At 72.3% G+C, this 21817-nt stretch carries 15 protein-coding genes; 3 read left to right on the forward strand and 12 right to left on the reverse strand.

Features of this window, described 5'->3' with window-relative positions; genetic code table 11:
- Positions 1–4: 4 nt before the first annotated feature.
- The 12 genes from ACIPYQ_RS28150 to ACIPYQ_RS28205 form a co-directional block, all read right to left on the reverse strand.
- Positions 5–6631: an amino acid adenylation domain-containing protein gene (locus ACIPYQ_RS28150; protein WP_401256417.1), complete on the reverse strand. Its 6627-nt coding sequence runs from the start codon at positions 6629–6631 to the stop codon at positions 5–7.
- A 206-nt stretch (positions 6632–6837) separates the two neighbouring features.
- Positions 6838–7632 carry a thioesterase II family protein gene (locus ACIPYQ_RS28155; protein WP_401256419.1) on the reverse strand — a complete coding sequence of 265 codons (795 nt, stop codon included), beginning with the start codon at positions 7630–7632 and terminating at the stop codon, positions 6838–6840.
- A gap of 338 nt (positions 7633–7970) precedes the next feature.
- Positions 7971–8768, reverse strand: a complete 798-nt coding sequence (locus tag ACIPYQ_RS28160) for an ABC transporter permease (protein WP_361754707.1) — start codon at positions 8766–8768, stop codon at positions 7971–7973.
- Entirely contained in the window at positions 8765–9778 is a 1014-nt protein-coding gene (locus ACIPYQ_RS28165; protein ID WP_362232567.1) for an ATP-binding cassette domain-containing protein, read from the reverse strand. The genes ACIPYQ_RS28160 and ACIPYQ_RS28165 overlap by 4 nt, the downstream gene beginning before the upstream one ends.
- Before the next feature lie 45 nt (positions 9779–9823).
- Positions 9824–10672, reverse strand: coding sequence for a DUF4097 family beta strand repeat-containing protein (locus tag ACIPYQ_RS28170; protein WP_361754701.1), 849 nt, complete (start codon positions 10670–10672; stop codon positions 9824–9826).
- Between the two features lie 107 nt (positions 10673–10779).
- Positions 10780–11310, reverse strand: a complete 531-nt coding sequence (locus ACIPYQ_RS28175) for a toxin-antitoxin system HicB family antitoxin (protein WP_361754698.1) — start codon at positions 11308–11310, stop codon at positions 10780–10782.
- Between the two features lie 271 nt (positions 11311–11581).
- Positions 11582–12079: a hypothetical protein gene (locus tag ACIPYQ_RS28180; protein ID WP_401256425.1), complete on the reverse strand. Its 498-nt coding sequence runs from the start codon at positions 12077–12079 to the stop codon at positions 11582–11584.
- A 35-nt stretch (positions 12080–12114) separates the two neighbouring features.
- A complete protein-coding gene (locus ACIPYQ_RS28185) occupies positions 12115–14187 on the reverse strand; it encodes a UvrD-helicase domain-containing protein (RefSeq protein ID WP_401256428.1) in 2073 nt (690 codons plus the stop codon).
- A gap of 84 nt (positions 14188–14271) precedes the next feature.
- Positions 14272–15075 (reverse strand): APH(3')-V family aminoglycoside O-phosphotransferase, encoded by an 804-nt coding sequence (locus tag ACIPYQ_RS28190; RefSeq protein WP_401256696.1) that lies wholly within the window; start codon positions 15073–15075, stop codon positions 14272–14274.
- Between the two features lie 75 nt (positions 15076–15150).
- The gene (locus ACIPYQ_RS28195) at positions 15151–16344 is read right to left on the reverse strand and encodes an MAB_1171c family putative transporter (RefSeq protein WP_401256431.1); all 1194 of its coding nucleotides are present in this window, start codon (positions 16342–16344) and stop codon (positions 15151–15153) included.
- Entirely contained in the window at positions 16334–16849 is a 516-nt protein-coding gene (locus ACIPYQ_RS28200) for a hypothetical protein (RefSeq protein WP_401256434.1), read from the reverse strand. The genes ACIPYQ_RS28195 and ACIPYQ_RS28200 overlap by 11 nt, the downstream gene beginning before the upstream one ends.
- 640 nt (positions 16850–17489) lie before the next feature.
- Positions 17490–17972 (reverse strand): hypothetical protein, encoded by a 483-nt coding sequence (locus ACIPYQ_RS28205; protein ID WP_401256437.1) that lies wholly within the window; start codon positions 17970–17972, stop codon positions 17490–17492.
- 226 nt (positions 17973–18198) lie between these two features.
- Between ACIPYQ_RS28205 and ACIPYQ_RS28210 the strand changes: the two genes are divergently transcribed.
- The 3 genes from ACIPYQ_RS28210 to ACIPYQ_RS28220 all read left to right on the forward strand — a co-directional run bounded on the left by ACIPYQ_RS28210 (position 18199) and on the right by ACIPYQ_RS28220 (position 21801).
- Positions 18199–19221, forward strand: coding sequence for a zinc-binding dehydrogenase (locus ACIPYQ_RS28210; RefSeq protein ID WP_401256439.1), 1023 nt, complete (start codon positions 18199–18201; stop codon positions 19219–19221).
- A gap of 67 nt (positions 19222–19288) precedes the next feature.
- Entirely contained in the window at positions 19289–20563 is a 1275-nt protein-coding gene (locus ACIPYQ_RS28215; protein WP_362232583.1) for a DegT/DnrJ/EryC1/StrS family aminotransferase, read from the forward strand.
- A 77-nt stretch (positions 20564–20640) separates the two neighbouring features.
- Positions 20641–21801 carry a 2-deoxy-scyllo-inosose synthase gene (locus ACIPYQ_RS28220; protein WP_401256440.1) on the forward strand — a complete coding sequence of 387 codons (1161 nt, stop codon included), beginning with the start codon at positions 20641–20643 and terminating at the stop codon, positions 21799–21801.
- Positions 21802–21817 lie beyond the last annotated feature (16 nt).

Here is a 21817-nt window from a genome sequence, read left to right on the forward strand (position 1 = left end):
CATTTTACTGTCCACTCCTGTCCATCTTGCGCAGTCGAGGCCGGCTCGACGTGCCTGCGTTCTTGACCGTGCGCGAAAGCTCTGAAATTGCGTGAGACTCGAAGATCGACCGCAAAGGCACGCTCACCCCGAGCACCTTCCGGATACGGCTGGTGAGCCGTGTTGCCAGCAGGGAGTTGCCCCCCAGTTCGAAGAAGTCGTCGTTCATGCCGACCCGTTCCACGCCGAGCACCTCCGCCAGCAGCTCGCAGAGAGCCGCCTCCTCGGGAGTGCGCGGCGCCCGGTAGGGGCGGCCGGCCGGTTCGGGTTCGGGCAGCGCGGCCCGGTCGAGACGGCCGTCGGGCGCCAGCGGCAGCCCCTCCAGGGTCACGAGGACCGCGGGGAGCAGGGCCGCGGGCAGGTGCTGCGCCGCGTGGGCCCGTACCTCGTCGGCGAAGGCCCCGGGCTGGGCGCCGTACGGCTCGGCGGGTACGAGGTAGCCCACCAGCTGCGCGGTCCCGCCCGGCCCGTGGCCCTCGCGGGCGACCACGGCGGCCTGCGCCACCCCGGGGTGCCCGGTCAGGACGGCCTCGACCTCGGCGGGCGCGACCCGCGTGCCGCGGACGGCCGCCTCCGTGTCGCCGCGCCCGAGGAACTCCAGCCGGTCGTCCCCGGTCCAGCGGACCAGGTCGCCGGTGCGGAACATCCGCGAGCCGGCCGGGCCATACGGGTCGGCCACGAACCGCCCGGCGGTCAGGCCGCCGCGCCCCCGGTAGCCGCGGGCCGGCGCGCCGCCCGCGAGGTACAGCTCCCCCACCGCGCCGTGCGGCACCGGCGTGAGACCGGCGCCGAGGACGTACGCCCGCACTCCGGCGAGCGGCGTCCCGGCGGGCACGGCCCCGGTGCCCGGTGGCTCCTCCCCGTCCGGCGGTGAGAAGGCGGTGGCGAAGCCGGTCTCGGGGTGCCCGTGGAGGTTGACCAGCCGGGCCCCGGGGGCGGACTCGGCCGCCCGCCGCGCCAGCGCGGCCGGCAGCGGTTCGCCCGAGAGCACGATCGTGTCCGCGTGCAGGTCCCCGGCCACCTCGTCGAGCAGGTCGGCGAAGGCCGAGGGGGTCGTCGCGAGCGCCCCGCGCGCGGCGGCCGTGGGGTCGAGGAGGCGGTCTCCGGCGAGGGCCCGCGGATCGGGCAGCACCTCGACGCCCCCGCCGCCGCAGAGCGCGGCGAGGATCTCCAGGACGGGCGGTTCGGTGTCCGCGGGGAGCCCGGCCAGCAGCCGCGGGCCGGCCGCGGAGCCGAGCCGCGCGAGCAGCCCCGTCACCCGGTCGGCCACGTTCCGGTGGGTGGTCTCCACCCCGGTCGGCCCGCCCGGACCGCCGCAGGCGTACGCGAGGTACGCGAGCCCGTCGGGCCGCCGGACGGGGGCCGCCGGAGCGCAGGCGCCGTCACCGGAGCCCAGTTCGTCCAGGTGCACGGCGGGGACCGCGGTGTCCGCCGAGGCCGCCGTGTCCGGGTCGGTGAGCACGAGCAGCGGCCGGGCGTCGGCCAGGACCCGCGCGAGGCGGCCGGCCGGGTGGCGCGGGTCGAGCGGCAGGGCGGCGGCGCCGGACTTCAGTACGCCGAGCAGCGCGACCACCAGGTCCGCCGACCGGGGCAGGGCCAGGGCCACCGGGGTCTCCGGGCCGGCCCCGCGGGCGATCAGGCCGTGTGCCAGCCGGTTCGCCCGCTCGTCGAGCTCCCGGTAGGTCAGGGAGTCCGCGCCCGCGACCACCGCGACCGCGTCGGGGGTGGCGGCGGCCTGCCGCTCGAACAGCTCCGGGACGGTCGTCCCGCCGGTCTCCGCGCCGGCGGTCCGCGGGCCCGCGCCGAGCCCGTTCAGCAGCCGGTCCCGCTCGGCGGGCTCCAGTACGTCCACGGCGCCCACCCGGCGGCCGGTGTCCTCGGCCAGCTGCCGCAGGATCGCGGCGAACCGGGCGGCGATGGACCCGGCCACGGCGGGGTCGAGCACGGTGCGCTGGTACTGCACCGCCAGGCGCAGCCGGTCGGGCTCGATGAAGGCGAGCACCGTCACGGGGTAGTGGCTGGCGGTGAAGGAGCGGATACCGGTGATCGAGATCCCGGCGGCCCGGCTGGCCTCGACGATGCCCGCCCGGTCCATCGGGAAGGACTCGAAGCCGACGATCGTGTCGAAGAGGGTGTCCATTCCGGCGGCCTGCTGGATCTCGCTCAGGCCGAAGTGGTGGTGGTCCATCAGTGCGGCCTGCCGGCCCTGCACCGTGGTCAGCAGCTCGGCGAGGGTGTCCGCGGGGGCGCACCGCACCCGGACCGGCAGGGTGTTGAGGAACATGCCGACGGTGGAGTCGGCGCCGGGCAGGGCGGGCGGGCGGCCCGCGACGGTGGAGGCGAACACCACGTCCTGGCGGCCGGTGAGCTGGGCCAGCAGGATCGCCCAGGCGCCCTGGACCACCGTGTTCAGGGTGACGCCGAGATCGGAGGCGCGCCGGAACAGCTCGCGGGAGGCCTCGACGGGCAGCGGCACCTCGGCCTGCCGCATGGCGATGTCCTCGGCGGACTCGGCGGCCGGGGCTGCTCCGGCGGCGGCCGGGGTGGCCACGACCGGGGCGAGCAGCGTCGGCTCCCCCAGTCCGCCGAGCTCCTCGCGCCAGACGCGGGCGGACTCCTCGGGGTCCTGGCGGGAGAGCCAGGCCAGGAAGTCCCGGTAGTCGCGGGCGGGTTCCAGCCCGGTGGCCTGCCCGGCCGAGCCGTAGAAGGTGAGCAGGTCCTGCATCAGCAGGGGCACCGACCAGCCGTCGAACAGCACGTGGTGGGCGGTCAGGACGAGTTCGTACCTCTCCTCGCCGGTCCGGATCAGCGTCATGCGCAGCATCGGCGGCGCGATCTGGTCGAAGTGCGTGGTCAGGTCCTCGGCGAGGAACCGCTCGAAGGCCTCCGAGCGCTCCGCCTCGCCGAGCCCGGACAGGTCGAGGTCCTGCCAGGGCAGGGTGACGGAGTCCAGGACGAGCTGGACCAGGTCCCCGTACGCGTTGTGCACGAAGGCGGTCCGCAGGCTGGAGTGCCGCTCCAGCAGCGACTGTCCGGCGGCGCGCAGCCGGCCGGCGTCCACCCGCCCGGTCAGGTGCAGGGCGTACTGCACCTGGTAGGCGTCGAAGGAGGAGTCCTCGAAGATCGAGTGGAACAGCAGGCCCGACTGGAGCGGGGTGGTCGGCCAGACGTCGGTGAGGCCCGGGAAGCGCCGCTCCCAGCCGTCGATGTCGTACTGGCTCGCGGTCACCAGCGGCAGGTCCGAGGGGGTCAGACCGCCGGCGCCGGGCCGGGCCGCGTACCGGGCGAGGCCCTCCAGGGCGGCGCACCACAGGTCGGCGAGCTCCCGTACCTCCGCCGGGGTGAGCACCCCCTCGGGGGCGCTGAAGGCGGCGTTCAGGACCGGGCCGGCCGGCTGGTCGCTGACGGTGGCGTTGATGTCGAGTTCGGCGGAGGCCGGCATCCGCGGGTCCTGGGCGGCGTCGAGCTCGGCCAGTTCGGCGATGGCCGCCGCCTCGGGGGCCTGGGTGAAGCCCGCCCCGCCCTGTTCGCCGGGCCGGTCGGAGCCGGCGGCGAAGCGGCCGAGGTAGTTGAAACCGACCTGTCCGAGGGGGTGTCCGGCGAGCTGGGCGGCGGTCTGCGGGTTCAGGTGGCGCAGCAGGCCGTAGCCGATGCCCTTGTCGGGCAGGGAAAGGAGCTGCTCCTTGACCTTCTTGACGGCCACCCCGGCGGCCGGTCCGCCCGCGAAGGCCTCGTCGAGGTCCACCCCGGCGAGGTCGAGGCGCACCGGGAAGGCGGTGGTGAACCAGCCCAGCGTGCGGGCGAGGCTCGCGCCGGGGGCGGCGGCCTCCTCGCGGCCGTGTCCTTCGAGGCGGATCAGCGCGGAGGTCTCGTCGACGGAGCGGGTACGCCGCCACTGCGCGAGAGCCAGGGCCAGCGCGGCCAGCAGGCCGTCGTTGACCCCGCCGTGGAAGGCCGCGGGCAGGTCGGTCAGCACGGCCTCGGTGACGGGGACGGGGAGCTGGACGTGGGTGACGCGGACCGAGGACCGTACGTCGACGGCCGGGTCCAGGCGGCGGGTGCCGAGCAGCGGGTCGGGACCCTCGACGATCGAGCGCCACAGGTCCAGCTCCGCGACCCGCTCGGGGCGCAGGGCCTCGTCGGCCATGGCGTGCGCCCACCGGCGCATCGAGGTGGCCACGGGCGGCAGTTCGGGGGTGCGGCCGGCGCTGATCTGCTGCCAGGCCGAGGCGAGGTCGGGCATCAGGATGCGCCAGGAGACGCCGTCCACGATGAGGTGGTGGAGGACGAGCAGGAGCCGTCCGGTGCCACCGCGCCCGGCACTCTCGGCGCCCTCGGCGACGGCGGCGCCCTCGGCGCCCTCGCTGCCGGACGCGTCGAACCAGACGAACCGGGCGACCACGCCCGCCGCCGGGTCCAGCCGCTGCGCGGCCTCCTCCAGTTCCCCGAGCAGCAGGCCCCGCCAGGACTCGGCGTCCCACCGGCCGTCGCAGGCGACCCGGTGCAGCAGCGGCTCCACGTCCACGGAGCCGGCGGGTGCGACCACCAGGCCGTCGGCCTCACCGTCGCCCTCTCCCTCGGCGTCGGCGACGAGGCGGGAGCGCAGCAGGTCGTGGCGGTCCATCACGGCCGTCAGGGTGGCGGCCAGGCCGGCCCGGTCGATGCCCTCGGGCAGCTCCAGCACCATGGCCTGCAGGAAACGGTCGAAGCCGGGGCCCCACTCGCGGATCCAGCGGGCGACGGGCAGCAGCGGCATCCATCCGGTGCCGCCGCCTTCGAACTCCTCCAGGACCGGGCCGGTGGGGGCGCCCTCCCCGTTCGCGACGGCGGTCTCGGCGAGGCGGGCGACGGTCCGCTGCTCGAAGACCTGGCGGGCGGTGACGACCAGGCCGCGGGCCCGGGCCCAGGACACGACCTGCAGCGACTGGATGCTGTCGCCGCCGATGGTGAAGAAGTCGTCGTCGATGCCGACCTGGCCCACGCCCAGCGCCTTGGCGAAGAGGTCGGCGAGTATCTCTTCCTGTGGGGTGCGCGGGGCCCGGTAGGTCTCGCCCTTGAACTCGGGTTCCGGCAGGCGGGCCTTGTCGAGCTTGCCGTTCGGGGTCAGTGGCAGCCGGTCCAGCAGGACGAAGGCCGCGGGGACCATGTGGTCGGGCAGGTGTGCGGCGGCGAAGGCGCGCAGCTCACCGACGCCGAAGCCGGAGTCGAGGGCGATGCTGCCGTAGGCGCTGCCCTGCGGGCCGGCCTGGCCGGGGCGGCCGGAGGCCGCGGGGACGACGTAGGCCACCAGCTGGCGGCTGCCGCGCCGCTCGTACGGGAGGACCGCGGTGTCCGCCACGCCGGGGTGGCCGCTGAGCACCGCCTCGATCTCGAGCGGCTCGATCCGGATGCCGCGGATCTTGACCTGGGTGTCGACGCGCCCGTGGAAGACGAGTTCGCCCTCCGGGGTCCACTCCACGAGGTCGCCGGTGCGGTACATCCGCGCGCCGGGCCCGGCGAAGGGGCAGGCCACGAAACGCAGGGCGGACAGGTCGGGGCGGCCCAGGTAGCCGCGGGCCAGCGAGGCGCCGGAGACGTACAGTTCGCCGATCACGCCGGCGCCGACCGGGCGGAGCGCGTCGTCCAGGACGTGCACGCCGGTGTCGGTGATCGAGCGTCCGATCGGCGGTACGCGGCCGTCGCCGGCGAGCGGCGCGCTCATCGTGGCGCACACGGTCGTCTCCGTGGGCCCGTACGCGTTGATCATGCGGCGGCCGGCCGACCAGGTGGCGACCAGCTCGGGGGTGGTCGCGTCACCGGCGACGACGAGGGTCTCGACGGAGGCCATGGCCCCGGCCGGGAGCGCGGCGAGCACCGGGGGCGGCAGCGTCACGTGGGTCACGCCGTGCCGGGCGATGGTGTCGGCCAGGGGGTCGCCGGGGGCCAGCGCCTCCTTGTCGGCCAGCACGAAGGCGGCGCCGGACAGCAGGCCCATGCACATCTCCCACACCGAGGCGTCGAAGCTGGGCGAGGCGAACTGCAGCACTCTGCTCGCGGGGGTCACCTTGAGCCGCTCTACGTGCGTGGCGAGCAGCGGGGCGAGGCCGTTGTGGGTGACGGCGACGCCCTTGGGGCGGCCGGTGGAGCCGGAGGTGTAGATGACGTACGCGGTCTGCGCCACCCGCTGCGGGCGGATCCGGTCCTCGTCGGTCAGCGGGCCGGCCGCCGCGGCGCCGACGGCCTCCGTGGTCTCGGGGGCGTCCAGCAGCAGTACGGGGGCGGGGAGTCCGGGCAGCAGGGCGCCGGTGACGGCGTCCGCCAGGACCAGGCGGGCGCCGGAGTCCTCCACCATGTACTGGAGGCGGTCGGCGGGGTACGCGGCGTCCATCGGCAGGTACGCGCCGCCCGCCTTGAGCACCGCGAGGACGGCCACCCACAGCTCCGGCGACCGCTGCGCGGCCACGCCCACGACCGACTCCGGTCCGACTCCGCGTCCGATCAGGACCCGGGCCAGGCGGTTGGCACGGGCGTCGACCTCGCGGTAGGTCAGCGAGGTCTCGCCGAAGACCAGCGCGACGGCGTCCGGCGCGGCGACGACCTGCTTCTCGAACATCTCAGGAATCGTCGCCGCCGGCACCGCCGTGTCATGGAACGAGCACAAAGCGACCATCCCCCAATGGTTGGACATGAAGACCGGAATCTCGTGGGTTTGATTTCTCATTGATCTCAGCCGGCGAGCGGTGCGGCAAGCCCGAAAAAGCTGCCACACAGGTATTTCCCGCGGAAACCGCACCGCCCGAATGCGACCCGATGGGGAGCTTAGGGCTCCAGCACCGTACCGGCGATGAATTCGAGGAGCTCGGAGCTCAGTCCGGGCTCGAAGAGATAGAAATGCCCGCTGGGGTAGACACGCAGGTCGAAGGCGGTGTCCGTGTGCGCCCCCCAGGTCTCCATCTCGTTCAGCGGTGCCCGGCTGTCGGACTCGCCGACCAGTGCCGTGATGGGCACGTCCAGCCGTGCGTCGACGGGCATGGCGTGCTGCTCCCAGAGGGAGAAGTCGTCCATCACGGACGGCAGCAGGGCCTCCATGGCGTCCTCGTCGTCGGCGAGCTCCTCGTCGAAGCCGCCGAGCCGCAGCACCTCGGCGCGGAACTCCTCGTCGGACAGTCCGTGCAGCTGGGGCCGGTCACGGAAGGGCTCGGGCGAGGCCTGGCCGGAGAGGAACAGGTGGGCCGGCCGGGGGCCGCCGCGCGACTGGAGTGCCAGCGCCAGCTCGAAGGCCAGCAGGGCCCCGCAGGAGTGGCCGAAGAAGGAGAACGGGCCGTCCAGGACGGGGCGCAGGGCCTGCATCAGGGCCCGGACGAGCGGGCCGACCTCGGTGGCGGGGTCCTCCATGATGCGGTTCTGCCGGCCGGGCAGCTGCACCGCGACCACCTCGATGTCGGCCGGGAGTTCCTGCACCCAGTCGGCGAAGGCCCCCGCGCCGCCGCCCGCCTGCGGGAAGCAGACCAATTGGTGGCGGTGTCCGGGCCGTCGCGCCCGCCATATGAAGGGACTTTCGACGACCAGTCCGGCGGCGGTTTCCGTTGCGTGGCTGCGCGTGTGTATGACCATGACCCCTCTGCAGATTTCGGTGGAAGCGGAAAGCAGAACGCAGAAAGTGGAATGCAGTACCGGGTGCGCTGGTGCAGTGGGCCGGATCGGTCACGGCCTATTTCCCGCACTTCCGCAATTGATCGTAGGAGTGGCCCTCCGACGAGGCAAGGAATGCCCGCACAGCTCTGCCGAACGGGTACTGGTGAGCGATTCCTCCTTGCGTTTTCGGCCATCGCGCCCCGTTCTTTGCGCTCCCGCTGTCCCGTCGACGGGACGGCGGGAGCACGAAGAACGGGGCTGCCCGGCCTTTCGGCCGGGCAGCCCCGTTCGGGTGCTCGCGTGGTGCGGTGCCGCGGTTAGATCTTCGCCTCGCGGTTGAAGGCGGAGCGGGCCCAGAGGTAGCCGAGGACGCTGAGGACGACGCCCCAACCGAGCGCCAGCCACGCGCTGTTGCCGATCTCCGTACCCATGAGCAGGCCACGGAGGGTGTCGGTCATCGGGGTGAAGGGCTGGTACTCGGCGAACCAGCGCAGTCCGACCGGCATGGACTCCGGCGGGACGATGGCGCTGCCGAGGAAGGGCAGGAAGGTCAGCGGCATGGGCGCGTTGCTCGCCGCCTCCACGCTGCTGGAGCCCAGACCGATCGCCGCGGACAGCCAGCTGAGGCCGAAGGCGAGCAGGGCCAGGATGCCGAGGGCGGCGATCCACTCGACGACGGTGGCGTTGGGCCGGAAGCCCACCAGGAGCGCGACGCCGATGACCAGGACCAGGCTGATCATGGTCTGGATGACGTTGCCCACCACGTGCCCGGTCAGCACCGAGGAGCGCGAGATCGACATGGTCCGGAAGCGGTTGATGATGCCTTCGGTCATGTCCGTGCAGACCGACACGGCGGTCGAGACCGCGCCGGCGGTGGCCGCCATCAGGAGGATGCCGGGGGCCACGAAGTTGGTGTAGTCGCCGCGGTCACCCGTACCGCCACCGGGCAGTTCGATGCCGGCGCCGAGCGCACCGCCGAAGACGTAGACGAACAGCAGGAGCATCAGGATCGGCATCGCGACGATCGAGATCGTCATCGAGGGGTAGCGCTGTGCGTGCTTGAGGTTGCGGCGCAGCATCGTCATCGAGTCGCGCATCGCGTAGGTGGTGCTCATCGGCGGGCCTCCTGCGCCGTGTTGGCGGGGCTGGGAACGGTGGTCGCGTGGTGGCGCGACCCGTCACCGGTGAGGGCGAGGAAGACGTCGTCCAGGTCGGGCGTGTGGACGGTCAGTGCGTCCGCCGTGACACCGGCGCCCTCCAGGAGGTCGAGGACGGCGCGCAGCGCGGGGATGCTGCCGTCGCTCGGGATCTGCAGGGTGAGCTTCTCCTCGTCGCGGGCGCCCTCGTCGAGGCCGAGCCGGCGGGAGGCGGCGTCCAGGCTGAGGACGTCGGAGAACTGAAGGCGGATGTGCCCGCCGGGGATGCGGCGCTTGAGCTCGTCCGCGGTGCCCTCGGCGACGATCTTGCCCTTGTCGAGGACGGCGATCCGGTCGGCGAGCTGGTCGGCCTCTTCCAGGTACTGCGTGGTGAGGAAGATGGTCACGCCCTGGGCGGTGAGCTGCTGGATCAGGTGCCACATGGTGCGGCGGCTGCGCGGGTCGAGGCCGGTGGTCGGCTCGTCGAGGAAGATCAGGCTCGGGTTCCCGACCAGGGTCATCGCCAGGTCCAGCTTGCGGCGCATGCCCCCGGAGAAGGTGGAGGCCATCTTGCCGGCCACCTCGGTGAGTTCGAACTGCCGGAGTAATTCGGCGGTACGGCGCTTGCCCTCCGCGCGGTCCAGGTGGTGCAGGTCCGCCATGAGGAGCATGTTCTCCTCGGCGGTCAGCAGCCCGTCCACCGCCGCGAACTGGCCGGTGACACCGATCCGGGCACGAATCGCGTCCGCGCTCCGCTCCAGCGAGTGCCCCACCACGGTCGCCTCGCCACCGTCGGCGGCGATGAGCGTGGAGAGGATCTGGACCGTGGTGGTCTTCCCCGCCCCGTTCGGACCGAGCAGCGCGAAGATCGTGCCCGCCTGCACATGCAGGTCAATCCCGTCGAGTACGAGCTTCTCCCCGTACGACTTGCGCAGGCCGACTGCGCTGATCCCCTTGGGCGGGGCCATCTGTTCGGTCGCGGCACTCATCGTGCCCCCTCCATTTCGTAGCTGTTGCGAGGCAGAGCTCTGACGTCAGGCGCCGTGCGCACGCTGGATGGTGATGTCACCGAGGCTGGTCCTCGCGTGCACCTTGACGGTCTCCGCGCCCTCCGTGGGGCCTTCGGCGGATCCGAGGGTGCTGTAGACCGTCCCGGACTGGGAGTTGATGTCGAGCCAGGCGGCAGTCCCCTGGCGAATCCCGACTTCGAGGTTGCCAGCCTTAGTCTGGAGCTCGACGGTGCCGCGCGCCACTTCCTCGATGCGTACGTTGCCATTCGAGCTCTTTGACGTCACCGACCCTTGCGCCCGGCCGACGGTGATGTTTCCATTGGCGACCTTCAGTCGCAGATCGCCCGCCACGTCGTCCAGCCACGTGTTGCCGTTGGAGTTCTTGATGTCGGCGTCCCCGCCGATCGTGCGGACCCGCACCTCGCCCGAACCGGTCGTGACGTCGACGTCGCCCGTCGCCGTGTCGAGCTGCACGTCCCCGTGCTGGGTCTTCAGGCGCACCGGACCGGCCTGGTCGAGCCGGATGTCGCCGGCGCTGGTGCGGACCTCGCACTCGCCCAGCGTTCCCTTGCAGCTGATGTCGCCCATCTCCAGGGTCCCGAGGAGCCGCGAGCCCTGCGGCAGCGCGACCTCGACCAGGACCGAACCGCGGGCGGTGAACAGCCCGCGCGCCTTCGGCGTACGGATCGTCAGCGTGCCGTCGGAGAAGTCGACCTTGGTCTCGTCGGCGGCGCGCTGGTCGTCCTTGTCCCCGGCGGTGCGGGGGTGGATCTCGACCACCGCGTCGGTGCGGTCCCCGGCAGTGATCCGGGCGACACCGACCTCGACGTGGATGTTCGCGGTGATGGGTCCCTTGGTGTCGTAAGAAGGCATGGCTGTCCCGTCCTCGTGAGTCTGGTGGTCGCCCCCGCTCCGGGGACGTGAAGATGTGACGCGAGAGTGGTCGGCCTCTCGCACGCCGATACGGTGCTCCGGTGGGGCTAGCTCACCCAGCCCGTGAAGCTCTTCCTGCCACTGCCCCGCTGGGGCGCCGGCCCGTCACCCTGCCGTCCGCCGCCGGGCTCGAGCGCTCCCGAAACGGCCCTGACGAGCCATGCGTTGAGCGACAGCCCCTCCCGCGCGGCCGCCTGCTCCGCACGCGTCTTGACGTGGCCGGGGAGTCGGAGATTGATCCGTGCGGTACTGCTGTCCTCTCCTTCCGGCACGGGCGGCACGGCGGGCAGCGCATGCGCTTCCTCGAAGCCCTGCGCCGCGAAGGGCTCGTCCCTCGGCGGCGCGGTCACGACGAACTCGGGCTCGAGCCCGCGCAGCCGCACGTCCACCGACCCCGGAGCGAGCTCCCGGGTGACCTCACCCATGGCGTCCGACAGGGCGTTCAGGAGGGTGAGTCTGGCTGCCGACTCTAGCGGTGCGGTGATGCGCTCGGCGAGAGCGCGAGCATCGTCGCCACCCGCTTCGGCGGCCACCGCGAGCTCGTGCCGAAGACTGGCGACATAGGGCGTGAGGTCCATGTCCCAAAGCATGACACACACGTGGCGCCATGTCGAGCCAAACTGGCACCACATCTGCCACCATCTACAAACCTGCAGGTCAGGAGCGGCATCACCGGTGCGCCACTCTGAGCCACATGGCGCCACCACCCCTCGATCGCACCACTCCGGCACCACGCGGCGCCAGGCTCCACCCGTCCCGTCCCGTCGGCAGGACAAAGGCACCCACCCCCGCACATTGATCGGAAACGGTGCGCCGCGGGAACTGCGGGAGCTGCAGGAGCTACGGGCGCTACGGCCAGAGCTCGAGCAGCGCGTCCAGGGTGAGCTTCCACATCGGCTCGGCACCCGTCCCGAACGCCGCGGCGAGCGCGTACCCGACGGCCGCGTCGTCGGCAGACGGCCCGCCCTTCCACTCGACGGACACCCGGCCGTCCCCGCTCGACGAGAAGACCCCGAGCACCGCTCCGTCCCGCAGCAGCCTGCTCCCGTCGAGCGAGTCGGGGACCAGCCGGTACGCGCCGACATCCACCCGGTAGGACTTCCGCGTCAGGAACCCCTTCGCGGGCCGCAACGACACCTCCGCCCCGTCGACGGTCATCGACAGGCAGGCCGGATCCCGCGTCCCGATCGGCACATGGCTCTCCACCGCCGCACCGGCGGCCCGCCGCACCTCGACCCGCACGATCCCCTCCCCGTCCACGACGAGACTCCCGCCCTCGTGGTCGAGTTCGACATCGACCACGCCGAACAGCGGGTCCTGGGCGGGCACATACGAGAAGAGGTGCATCAACCGGTCCTTTTTCCTGGGAATCCCTCCCATTGTCAGCTCGGGGCGCCGCCTTCGGAGACACGGGTGACACTGCCGAGCCAGAGCAGGTCACGAGCCCTTGTCATGGCCACGAAGAGCTGGCTGCGCAGCAGTTCCTCACGCTCCCGGGCCGTCTGCGGCGTCTCCGTACCGCCTGCCGTGCCGGCCGCCGCCCCGTTCGCGAACACCGCATCGTGCTGGGGCAGGAAGACGTTCTTGAACTCCAGGCCCTTGGCCCGGCGATAGGTGCCCAGTTTCACCGCGTCGACCGCGTGGCCTTCGTAGTGCTCCAACTGGCACACCGGGATGCCCGCCTGGGTGAGCAGTCGCTGGTAGTGCCCGATGGCACGCATGGAGGGGCACAGCAGCGCGGTGTCGGCCGGCGCGCCGTCGGGCAGGGCGCGCAAGGCGTCCAGGAGTTCCCTGTCGTGGGCGTCCACGGTGGGCCTGGTGACGCGTACGACCTCCCCCTCGTGGTAGGTGAGGTCGACGTCGCGGCGGCCGGGAGTGCGCAGGCCGTCGATGTCCTCGAACGCGTCGTCGGCCACGACGGCGAGGGCCGCGTCCAGGATCTGCTTGCTGTTGCGGTAGTTGGTGCGCAGCACCTGTCCACGGTCGCCGCGGATGTCGATGCCCGCGTCGGTGAGGCGGAAGCCGCCCGGGTACACGGTCTGCTGGCCGTCGCCGACGAGCAGCAGACCGTTGGGCACGTCCCCGACGAGTGCGTGCAGGAGGCGCACGCCGACCAGGGTGAGGTCCTGGACCTCGTCCACGATGACGGCCGCGTACGGGGGCCGCTCGCGCCGGCGTGACGCTTCGGCCAGGGCGAAGGAGAGGACGTCGTTGAAGTCGTGGACGCCGCGCTCGCCGCGCAGCGATTCGTACGCTTCGTACAGCTCCCACACCGACTGCCGGTGGGTTCGGCGCAGGCTCGCCTTCCGTCGCCTCCTGTGGACGGTCGCGTACTCCTCGAAGCTGGTGAGGCCCCGCCCCTTGATGACGTAGTCGATCTCCTCGCGCCAGTAGGTCGGCGCCGGATCGAGCTCGACCAGTCGGCTTTCGCGGCCGACGTTCTTCCAGGCGAGGCTGAAGGCGGTCTCGGCCTTGTCCCCGTGCAGCCGCACCTGTACGCCCCGCTCCTGCAGGAACTCCTGTGCCCAGGAGTGCAGGCTGCGGAAGTCCACCCGGTCGGCGACGGCCGGCGCCATGGTCCTGAGGAAGGTGCTCTGCACCCGGGGCAGGTTGTTGGCGAAGGTGACGTACAGGATGCGGCCGGTGGTCCGCCGGGCCAGGTGGGCCGCACGGTGCAGGGCGACGACCGTCTTCCCGGTACCCGCCGGTCCGCTGATGCGTGCCGGGCCCGACCAGTTGCGGCGCACCAGTGCGACCTGATCGGGGTGGAGGAAGGTCATCCACTGCTCGATCGGCGCCTCCCTCGCCCCCTTCAAGGCCGCGTCGCGCAGCCCCTCCAGATCGAACAGCCCCTCCACGGACTCCTGTCGGTGAAGCTCGGGCACGGACGGCGCCTGCTGCTCGACCGCCGACCCCACGTAACCCGGGAACACCCGCTCGAGATGATCGGCGATCGCACGGACCGACTCCGCCCGCAGCCTGTGCCGCTGCGACAGCAGCACGGGCCCGATCTCGTGTTCGCCCAGGAGCCGTATCCGGCCGAGGCCCGCGTCGAAGCGCCGCCCGGCGAACACCATGAGCGGCTGGACCGCCACGGGTGACATCCCGAGGGAGGCCACCGCGCTCTCGGCGGCCTTCGTGGCGGCGAGCAGCCCGGCCGCGTGCTCGTCCCGCGGCTCGCCGCCGGCCGTGACGTCGACGACGAAGACACCGCCGGGCCCCACCAGCAGCATGTCCGCGTTCGCGCTCCGCGTCCCGGACCATCGCCGGTCGACGAGCAACCGCCACCCGCGCGCGGTCAGCACCAACAGCTGTGCGAGGACCCGCTGCTCGCCCTCACCGACCGCCGTCCACCCCAGGGCCTGCCGACGGGCGGCCTGCCACTGCTCCCGAAGCAACCGCTCCTGCCGCCGCGCCTCCTGCACCCGCTGCGCTCCCGCCCCACCCGTCCCCATACCAAGCCCCCCTCGTACGCGGAGCAGCGATCATAGGACGGACCACAACGAAATGGGCAGAGCGCCTGCCGCCGGGGCGAGGGGTCAGAAGAACTCGTCGAGGAGCTGGTAGAAGGTCATCTTGTCCTTCTCGACGCGCTGGGCGCCGTAGCGTTCGAGGAAGTGTTCGGCGTAGGCGGGGCCGAACCAGGGGTCCTCGTCGATGGCCAGTTCGCGGGCGGTCAGGGCGATGTCGGCGTGGCGGTCGGCGCGGCCGAGCCGGCCCACGTCGATGACTCCGGTGATCTCGCAGGTGTCGGGGTCGAGCAGGATGTTGTTGGGGCAGAGGTCCCCGTGGCAGACGACCAGGTCCTCCGTCTCCGGTCGGGTGCGGTCGAGTTCGGCGAGCAGTCGGTCGCCGGACCAGCCTTCGTGCTCCTCCTGGAGGTCGTCGAGGTCCACGAGTCCGGCGCGGACGTTGTGGCGGGCCTCGGCGACGGTCACGGTCAGACCGCGGTCGAAGGGGCAGTCGTCGACCGGCAGGCCGTGCAGGGTGCGGGCCAGGCCTGCGATCGCCTCGACGACCGCGAACCGCTGGTGCTCGGGCCATTCCTCGGAGGCGGGTACGCCCGGCAGCGCCTCGGTGACGAGCCAGGTGGAGGTGGAGTCCTCGCCGCGCTCGACGATACGGGGGGCCGGGATGCCGTGGCCGATCAGCCATTCGAGCCGGTCCGCCTCGCCGGCCAGGTCGAAGGCGGAATTGCCCGGAGCGCGCGGTGCGATTTTCGCGTAGAGCTCGGGCTGGTGTCCGGTGAGGTGATAAACGAAGGCCCCCGAATCCCCCTCATTCACGGGAGTCCATTCGTGGTGCGGGTATTTCCGGCGCAACGTGCTGTCCATGAGCGGCATCATGGCAGAAGGCGCACTTCCCGCCGGATGCTTTTGACGGGTCCGGAATGGTTTCGGACACAGTCTCCGAGGGGTTCACCGGAGTTCTCCTGCGGCGGTCGGCGCCGTCGTTCCCGCCGCGTCGAACTCCCTCGCGCAGGGCGAGAGGTACGCCTCCGCAAGGAGCCGCAGGTAGGCCGTCTCGGCCGCCAGGTCACCGGTGTCCTGGCTGATGGCGGAGGCGTCGGCGGCCGGGTACGGGTCGGCGCCGGAGAGTCTGGCGGCGCGGGCACGGCGGAGCACGCAGGCCGACACGTGGATCCCGGCCCGTTCGGGCGGGACACCGCAGCGCGCCACATGGGCGCGGGCGCTGTCGGAAATGGCCGGATCCGCGTAGTGGCCGAGGGTGAGGATGGCGTCGCGGATCTCGATGGACTTCCGGTACGCGATCAGCCGCCAGGAGACGTGCGGTTGGAGGATGGCGAGCAGGCGGCTGGGGCTTTCCCCGAGCGCGACGTGCGGCACGGCGTCCACCAGGTCCTGCCACAAGGGCCAGATCCGCCAGATGGTGCGCGCGTGGGCCAGGGCGCGCCGCAGTTCGAGGGCGGTGGGGACCAGCAGCGCGGCCGCGCGCAGTACGGCGTGTGCGCTGAGCAGGAGGCACAGTGCGGGGCCGGGGCTGGAGTCGGCGGCGAGCAGTACGAGGTGGGCCAGCCAGAACAGTCCGGCGAAGGCGGTGCCCCAGCCGAACAGCCCGAGGCCGAGGTTGAGGGACCGGTTGTTGCTGCACCGGCCGTACACCCAGCAGACCCGGACGCAGGCGGCGCAGGCCACGCCGTGGAGGGCGATGAGGAGGAGCCAGTAGGCGGTGCCGGGGTCACGGGCCAGGGCGAACCGGGGTCCGTGGGCCTGCTCCGGCCCCCGTCCGAGGGCCGCGAGCACCAGCAGTACGGCCATGACGGCGACGACGCCCAGGAGGACGGTGCCGGTGCGACGGCGGCCGGTGGTGTGCACGGTGAAGTGCAGGACGGCGCCGGCGGACACGACGCCGGCCTGGTTCTTGGTGACGGTGATCCATCGGGCGGAGCCGGTCAGGGTGGTGAGCCAGTCGCAGACCGGTTCCAGGTGCAGGGTCATCGCGACGGCGACGGCGACGACGGCGAGCCACAGGGCTCGCTGGTGCGGGTGGCGGATGGCGGGGCGGGCTCGCAGGAGGGCGGCGGTCCAGAGCAGGCACACGCTGAAGAGGTCCAGGCGGAGACCCCAGCCGCCGGATAAGTCACAGGTCATGTTCCGTGCGCACCCCGAGAGCCGCGTGCAGTTTGCCGTAGGCGTCCGACGGCTGGCCCCAGCCGGTGCCGGTCTCGCCGGTGCGGATCAGGGTGGCCAGCATTTCGGCCTCCTGCTCCTGCCGGGTGGAGTAGTTGGCGCGGGACAGCATGCGGCGGACCAGTCGGGGGCTGAGGTCGCCGAACAGGCCGCCGGGCAGGCCGGAATCGGCGGTGGCGTTGTGGTCGAGGAGCATGTGGCCTATCTCGTGCAGGACGATGTGTTCCTGGTGGGATCGGGCGGTGCGCTGCTCGTAGAAGATGTGGTCGTCGGTGTCGGTGGCGATCCACAGTCCGCAGACTCCGGCCACGGCGGCCTGGCCGGGCAGTCGGTGGAGGTGGAGGGGGCGCCGCCGGTGCGCGGAGAGGTGGGCGCACAGCGTCTCGATGGAGAAGGGGTGGGGGAGGTTGAGCTGGCCCAGCAGTGGCCGACAGCGTCGGCGCAGCCTGGCGATCCTGTACGTCATGCGGTGTGTACCGTTCGGCCTTCCTCGGCGATGCGGGCGTTGAGGCACGGATCCACCGCCGTACCCCGCCCGTTCCCGCCGAGCCGCGCGACCGGGCCGGCCCGTGGTCGTACCCGGCCGCGGCGGCATGGCGAGGACCCGACCGCATGGCACGGTGACGACATGGCTGGTCCACCGGGGGCGGGCACGGCGGAGCCCCGGCACCCGATCCGTCCGGCGGGTCGCCGGAGCGGTGCGGGCGGTCGGGCCGGCGTGGCGGGCCGGTGCCGCGTGACGGGCACCCCTCGGCGGGGTTGCGCGCAGAAGGCGAGTGGGGGGCGGGTGGCCGGCAGCAACCGTGTACTAGGTCCTGCGGTGCGGCCTGTGATGCGTTACCACTCCGCTGCGAAGAAAACGAAAAGAAAAGGAAAGACGTTTCTTCGGCGCTCTGGACGTTTACGGGAATGACGTGTGGCGGGTTCCACGGATGCCTTCATCCCACGGCCCGGCCCATCGATACGAGAAATAGTGACAGCCTCCCCAGGCAAGGCGTCTCCCCACGACGCCTGCGGCCATATTTCAGTGTCCCCCGCTGCTGCTGCCCGCGTCACTCCGCCCCCGTCGTTCCTCCCGGCCGGTCACGCCGTCCGGGTGTCGCGGTTCAGCCGCCGTCCGGTGTGCCGGCGCGGTCCTCGCCGCCGACGACTTCGAGGTTCTGCACCTTGCGGGCCGCGTCGACCATGATCAGCAGGGCGTCGAGGCTCTCCGCGGAGAGCCCTTCGGCCCGCAGGGCGAGGTTGCGCACGCGGGCGTCGCGGAGCGCCGCGGCCAGCTTCAGCTGCACGTTGACCCGCTGGGCCGTCTCCTCGTTGAGGAAGTACTCGGGCGGCACCCCGAAGAACTCGGCCAGGACGTCCAGCTGTTCCAGCGTGACGTTGCGCTTCTTGCCCCTGGCGAGTTCCCAGAGATAGGTGCCGGAGATGGTCCCGCCGGTGGTCTCACGAATCTCCTTCGCCAGGCGGGCGTATCCCGGGCGCTTGCGTTCGTCCGGGTACAGAGCGGCGATCAGCTCGTTGAGCCGCTGGTCGAACCCCCGCAGCAGCGGCCTTCCCGACGGCTCAGGGACTGGCCCGCTGCCGGTCATACGCCCTCTCCCCTCGCCTCACCGCACCGCCGGGTGCGCTCGGCGCGACCCCGGACGTTTCGCCCACTTCAGCGGACAACACTCGACCAGTCATTAAACAACCATCCGCTGGCATTGACAACTTGATGCCGAATCAGCTTACGATCACGTTCAGCTTCATCCGCTTTAGCGAACAACACCCGCCCGGGGGTCCGCCGGGCGCTCCTCGTTTCGGAGGTTCGGCACGATGAAGGCTCTGGTGTTCGAGGCCCCTGGGCGAGCGGTGCTCACGCACCGCGACGTCCCCTTACCCGCCCCTGGCGAAGCCCTGGTCCGCATCGCCTACAACGCGGTCTGCGGCAGCGACCTCTCGTTCTACAAGGGGGTCTGGCACGGCTCCACCTACCCCGTCGTACCCGGCCACGAGTGGAGCGGGACCGTCGTCGAGGTGAACGGACCGCAAGGCTCCGATCTGGTCGGCACCAACGTGGTGGGCGACCTCACCTGCTCCTGCGGCGTCTGCGCGCACTGCGCGGCCGGCACGCCCACGCTCTGCGAAGACCTCCAGGAACTCGGCTTCACCCGCGACGGCGCCTGCGCCGAGTACATGACCATCCCGGTCGCCAACCTCAAACGCCTTCCGGATGCCCTGCCGCTGCGCAGCGCCTGCCAGGCGGAGGCGCTGGCGGTCGCGCTCAACGCGGTCGACCGGCTGGGCGTCGCACCCGGCGAGAAGGTGGCGGTCACCGGGGCCGGCGGCATCGGGCTGCTCCTCGTCCAGGCCGCGCGCGTGCGCGGCGGCATCGTCACGGCGGTCGCCGAGCCGGTGTCCGAACGCCGGGACGCCGCACGGGCCATGGGCGTGCCGCTGGCGGTGCCCGGGGAGCCGGGCGCCCTCGTCGAGCTGATGCGCAAGAACCCGGAGGCGGTACCCGACGTCGTCCTGGAAGCCTCCGGCTACCCCTCCGCCGTGCAGGAGGCCATGGAGGCCGTCCGCCCGGGCGGACGCGTCGGACTCATCGGCTACCGCATCGAGGAGACCGGGCCGATGACCCCGCACCACATCGTGCTGAAGGTCCTCAGCGTCCAGGCGTCGATGGGTCCCGGCACCCGGTTCGACGAGGCCATCGGCATGCTGGCCAGCGGCGCCGTGGACGTCGACGCCCTGCTCAGCCACGAGTTCGCGCTCGACGACCACGCCAAGGCGCTGGACGTGGCGCTGCGCCGCGCCGACGGCAACACCCGCTCGTACTTCAACCTCCGCGCATGACCCGCGCCGCGACCCGCACCGATCCGTTCCCCGCGCACATCCCCGGTACGTCGGAAAGGAAGGTCCCATGGTTTCCCGGTTGGCAGTGAAGGGCGGCGACGCGACACGGACGCGTCCCTGGCCCGTCTGGCCCCAGCCCGCCCCCGGTGTCGCGGACGTCGTGGCGGACGTGCTCGCCTCGGGCCGGTGGTCGATCAGCGGTCCGTACCGCGGCACGGACTCCTACGAGCGGCGCTTCGCCCGCGCGTTCGCCTCGTACAACGGGGTACCGCACTGCGTGCCCGCCGCCAGCGGCACCGCCAGCCTGATGCTGGCCCTGGAGGCGTGCGGGGTCGGTGCCGGCGACGAGGTCATCGTCCCGGGCCTGTCCTGGGTCGCCTCCGGCTCCACCATCCTCGGCGTCAACGCCGTCCCGGTCTTCTGCGACGTGGACCCCGCGACCCTGTGCCTCGACCCCCGGGCGGTCGAGGCCCTGATCACCGAGCGCACCCGGGCCATCGTCGTGGTCCACCTCTACTCGGCGCTCGCCGACATGGACGCGCTGAACCGGATCGCCGAGCGGCACGGACTGCCGCTGATCGAGGACTGCGCCCAGGCGCACGGCGCGACCTACCGGGACGTCCGCGCGGGCGCCCTGGCCACCGCCGGCACCTTCAGCATGCAGCACAGCAAGGTGCTCACCAGCGGCGAGGGCGGCGCAGTGATCACCCGGGACGCGGACTTCGCACGACGGGTGGAGCACCTTCGGGCGGACGGCCGCTGCCTCGCCGACGCCCCGCCCGCCCCCGGCGCGATGGAGCTGGTCGAGACGGGTGAGCTGATGGGCAACAACCGCTGCCTGTCGGAGTTCCAGGCCGCCATCCTCACCGAGCAGCTGACCATCCTCGACGAACAGAACGAGCGCCGCCGCGCGAACGCCGCACTGCTCGACGAGCGCCTGGCCGGCCTCGGCCTGCGCCCGCAGAGCACCTCCGAGGGCACCACCTCGCGCACCTACTACACGTATGCGGTACGGCTGCCCGACGGGGAACTGGAGACCGCCCCGATCACCGCCGTGACGGATGCGCTCAGCGCGGAACTCGGTTTCTCCGCCGCCCCGTGCTACGCCCCGATCCCGGCCAACAGGCTGTACGCGCCGCACACCCGCAGGCGCTACACGCTGGGCCTGGTCCACGAGGAGCGCATCGACCCCAAGCGGTTCGCGCTGCCGGTGTGCGAGGACTCCGCCCGCCGGACCGTGACCCTGCACCACACCGCCCTCCTCGGCGACGCCGAGGACATGGACGACATCGCCGCGGCCTTCGGCAAGGTCTTGCGGCACGGCGCCGAGCTGGCGCTTTGACGGCGGCACCCGGCCGCGTCCCAGGCCCGCGACCCCCCGGAGGATCGGGATATCCCATGCAGGTCACACCCATAGCGATGGAAGACGCGTCATTCCCCTACCGCCTCGGCACCGACTGCGCCGAGGACGTCGTCGAACGCCTCGCCGCGTACGGGGCCAGCAGCTACCTGGTGGTGGCGGACACCACGGTGGCGGAGCTGTACGGCCTCGGCCTGACCGCCCGCATCGGCAAGGAGGCCGGACCGGCCCACCTGCTCACCCACGAGGTGGGTGAGGTGCACAAGGGGCTCGCCACCGTCGGCGCGCTCGCCGAGCAGGCCCTCGGACACGGCGCCGACCGCCGCTCCGTCATCGTCGCCCTCGGCGGCGGCGTCACCGGCAACATCGCCGGCCTCCTGGCCTCGCTCCTGTTCCGCGGCATCAGCCTGGTCCACGTGCCCACCACCGTGGTGGCCATGCTGGACTCGGTCCTTTCGCTGAAGCAGGCCGTCAACGCCACCTTCGGGAAGAACCTGGTCGGCACCTTCCACCAGCCGGTCGAGGTGCTCGCGGACACCGCGATGCTGCGCACCCTGCCGGAGCGCGAGATCCGCTCGGGGATGGGTGAGGTCGTCAAGAACGCCCTCGCGATCCGGCCCTCCATGCTCGACCGGCTCGGCGCCGCGCTGCGCCCCGATGCCCGGTACGACGACGAGACCTTGCGCTGGATCATCGCCGAGAGCCTCGCCGCCAAGGCGGACGTCACCCGCGAGGACAAGCACGAGCGGAGGGCCGGCCTGGTCCTGGAGTACGGCCACACCGTCGGGCACGCCGTCGAGCACGCCTCGCACGGCCAGGTCGCCCACGGAGCCGGGGTGGCGGTCGGCATGACCATCGCCGCCGAGGTGTCCCGGCGCCTGGGCCACACCGACGGCCGGCTCGTCTCCCTGCACCGCGAGCTGGTCGCCGCGGCCGGCGTGGAGCCCGCGATCCCCGCGCACGTCGATCCCGCCCGGGTGAAGAACTGGCTGACGTACGACAACAAGCGCGGCTACCTGGAACACCGGCCCGGGCACACGCCGATGGTCCTGCTGTCCGAGCCCGGCCACGTGCTCCACACCGGCCCGATGCCGTTGGTGCCGGTTCCCCTCGCGCTGCTCGACGAAGTCGTCGACGAGGCCGCCGTCCGGGGCACGGGCGCCGACCGCGGGCCAGCCGGGGACGGCGCCGCCTACGCGGCGGCCGGTCCCCTGCGGTAGCGGCTCACGCCTGAGC

It is taken from the genome of Streptomyces sp. NPDC090045 (assembly GCF_044747975.1).
GTDB lineage: Bacteria > Actinomycetota > Actinomycetes > Streptomycetales > Streptomycetaceae > Streptomyces.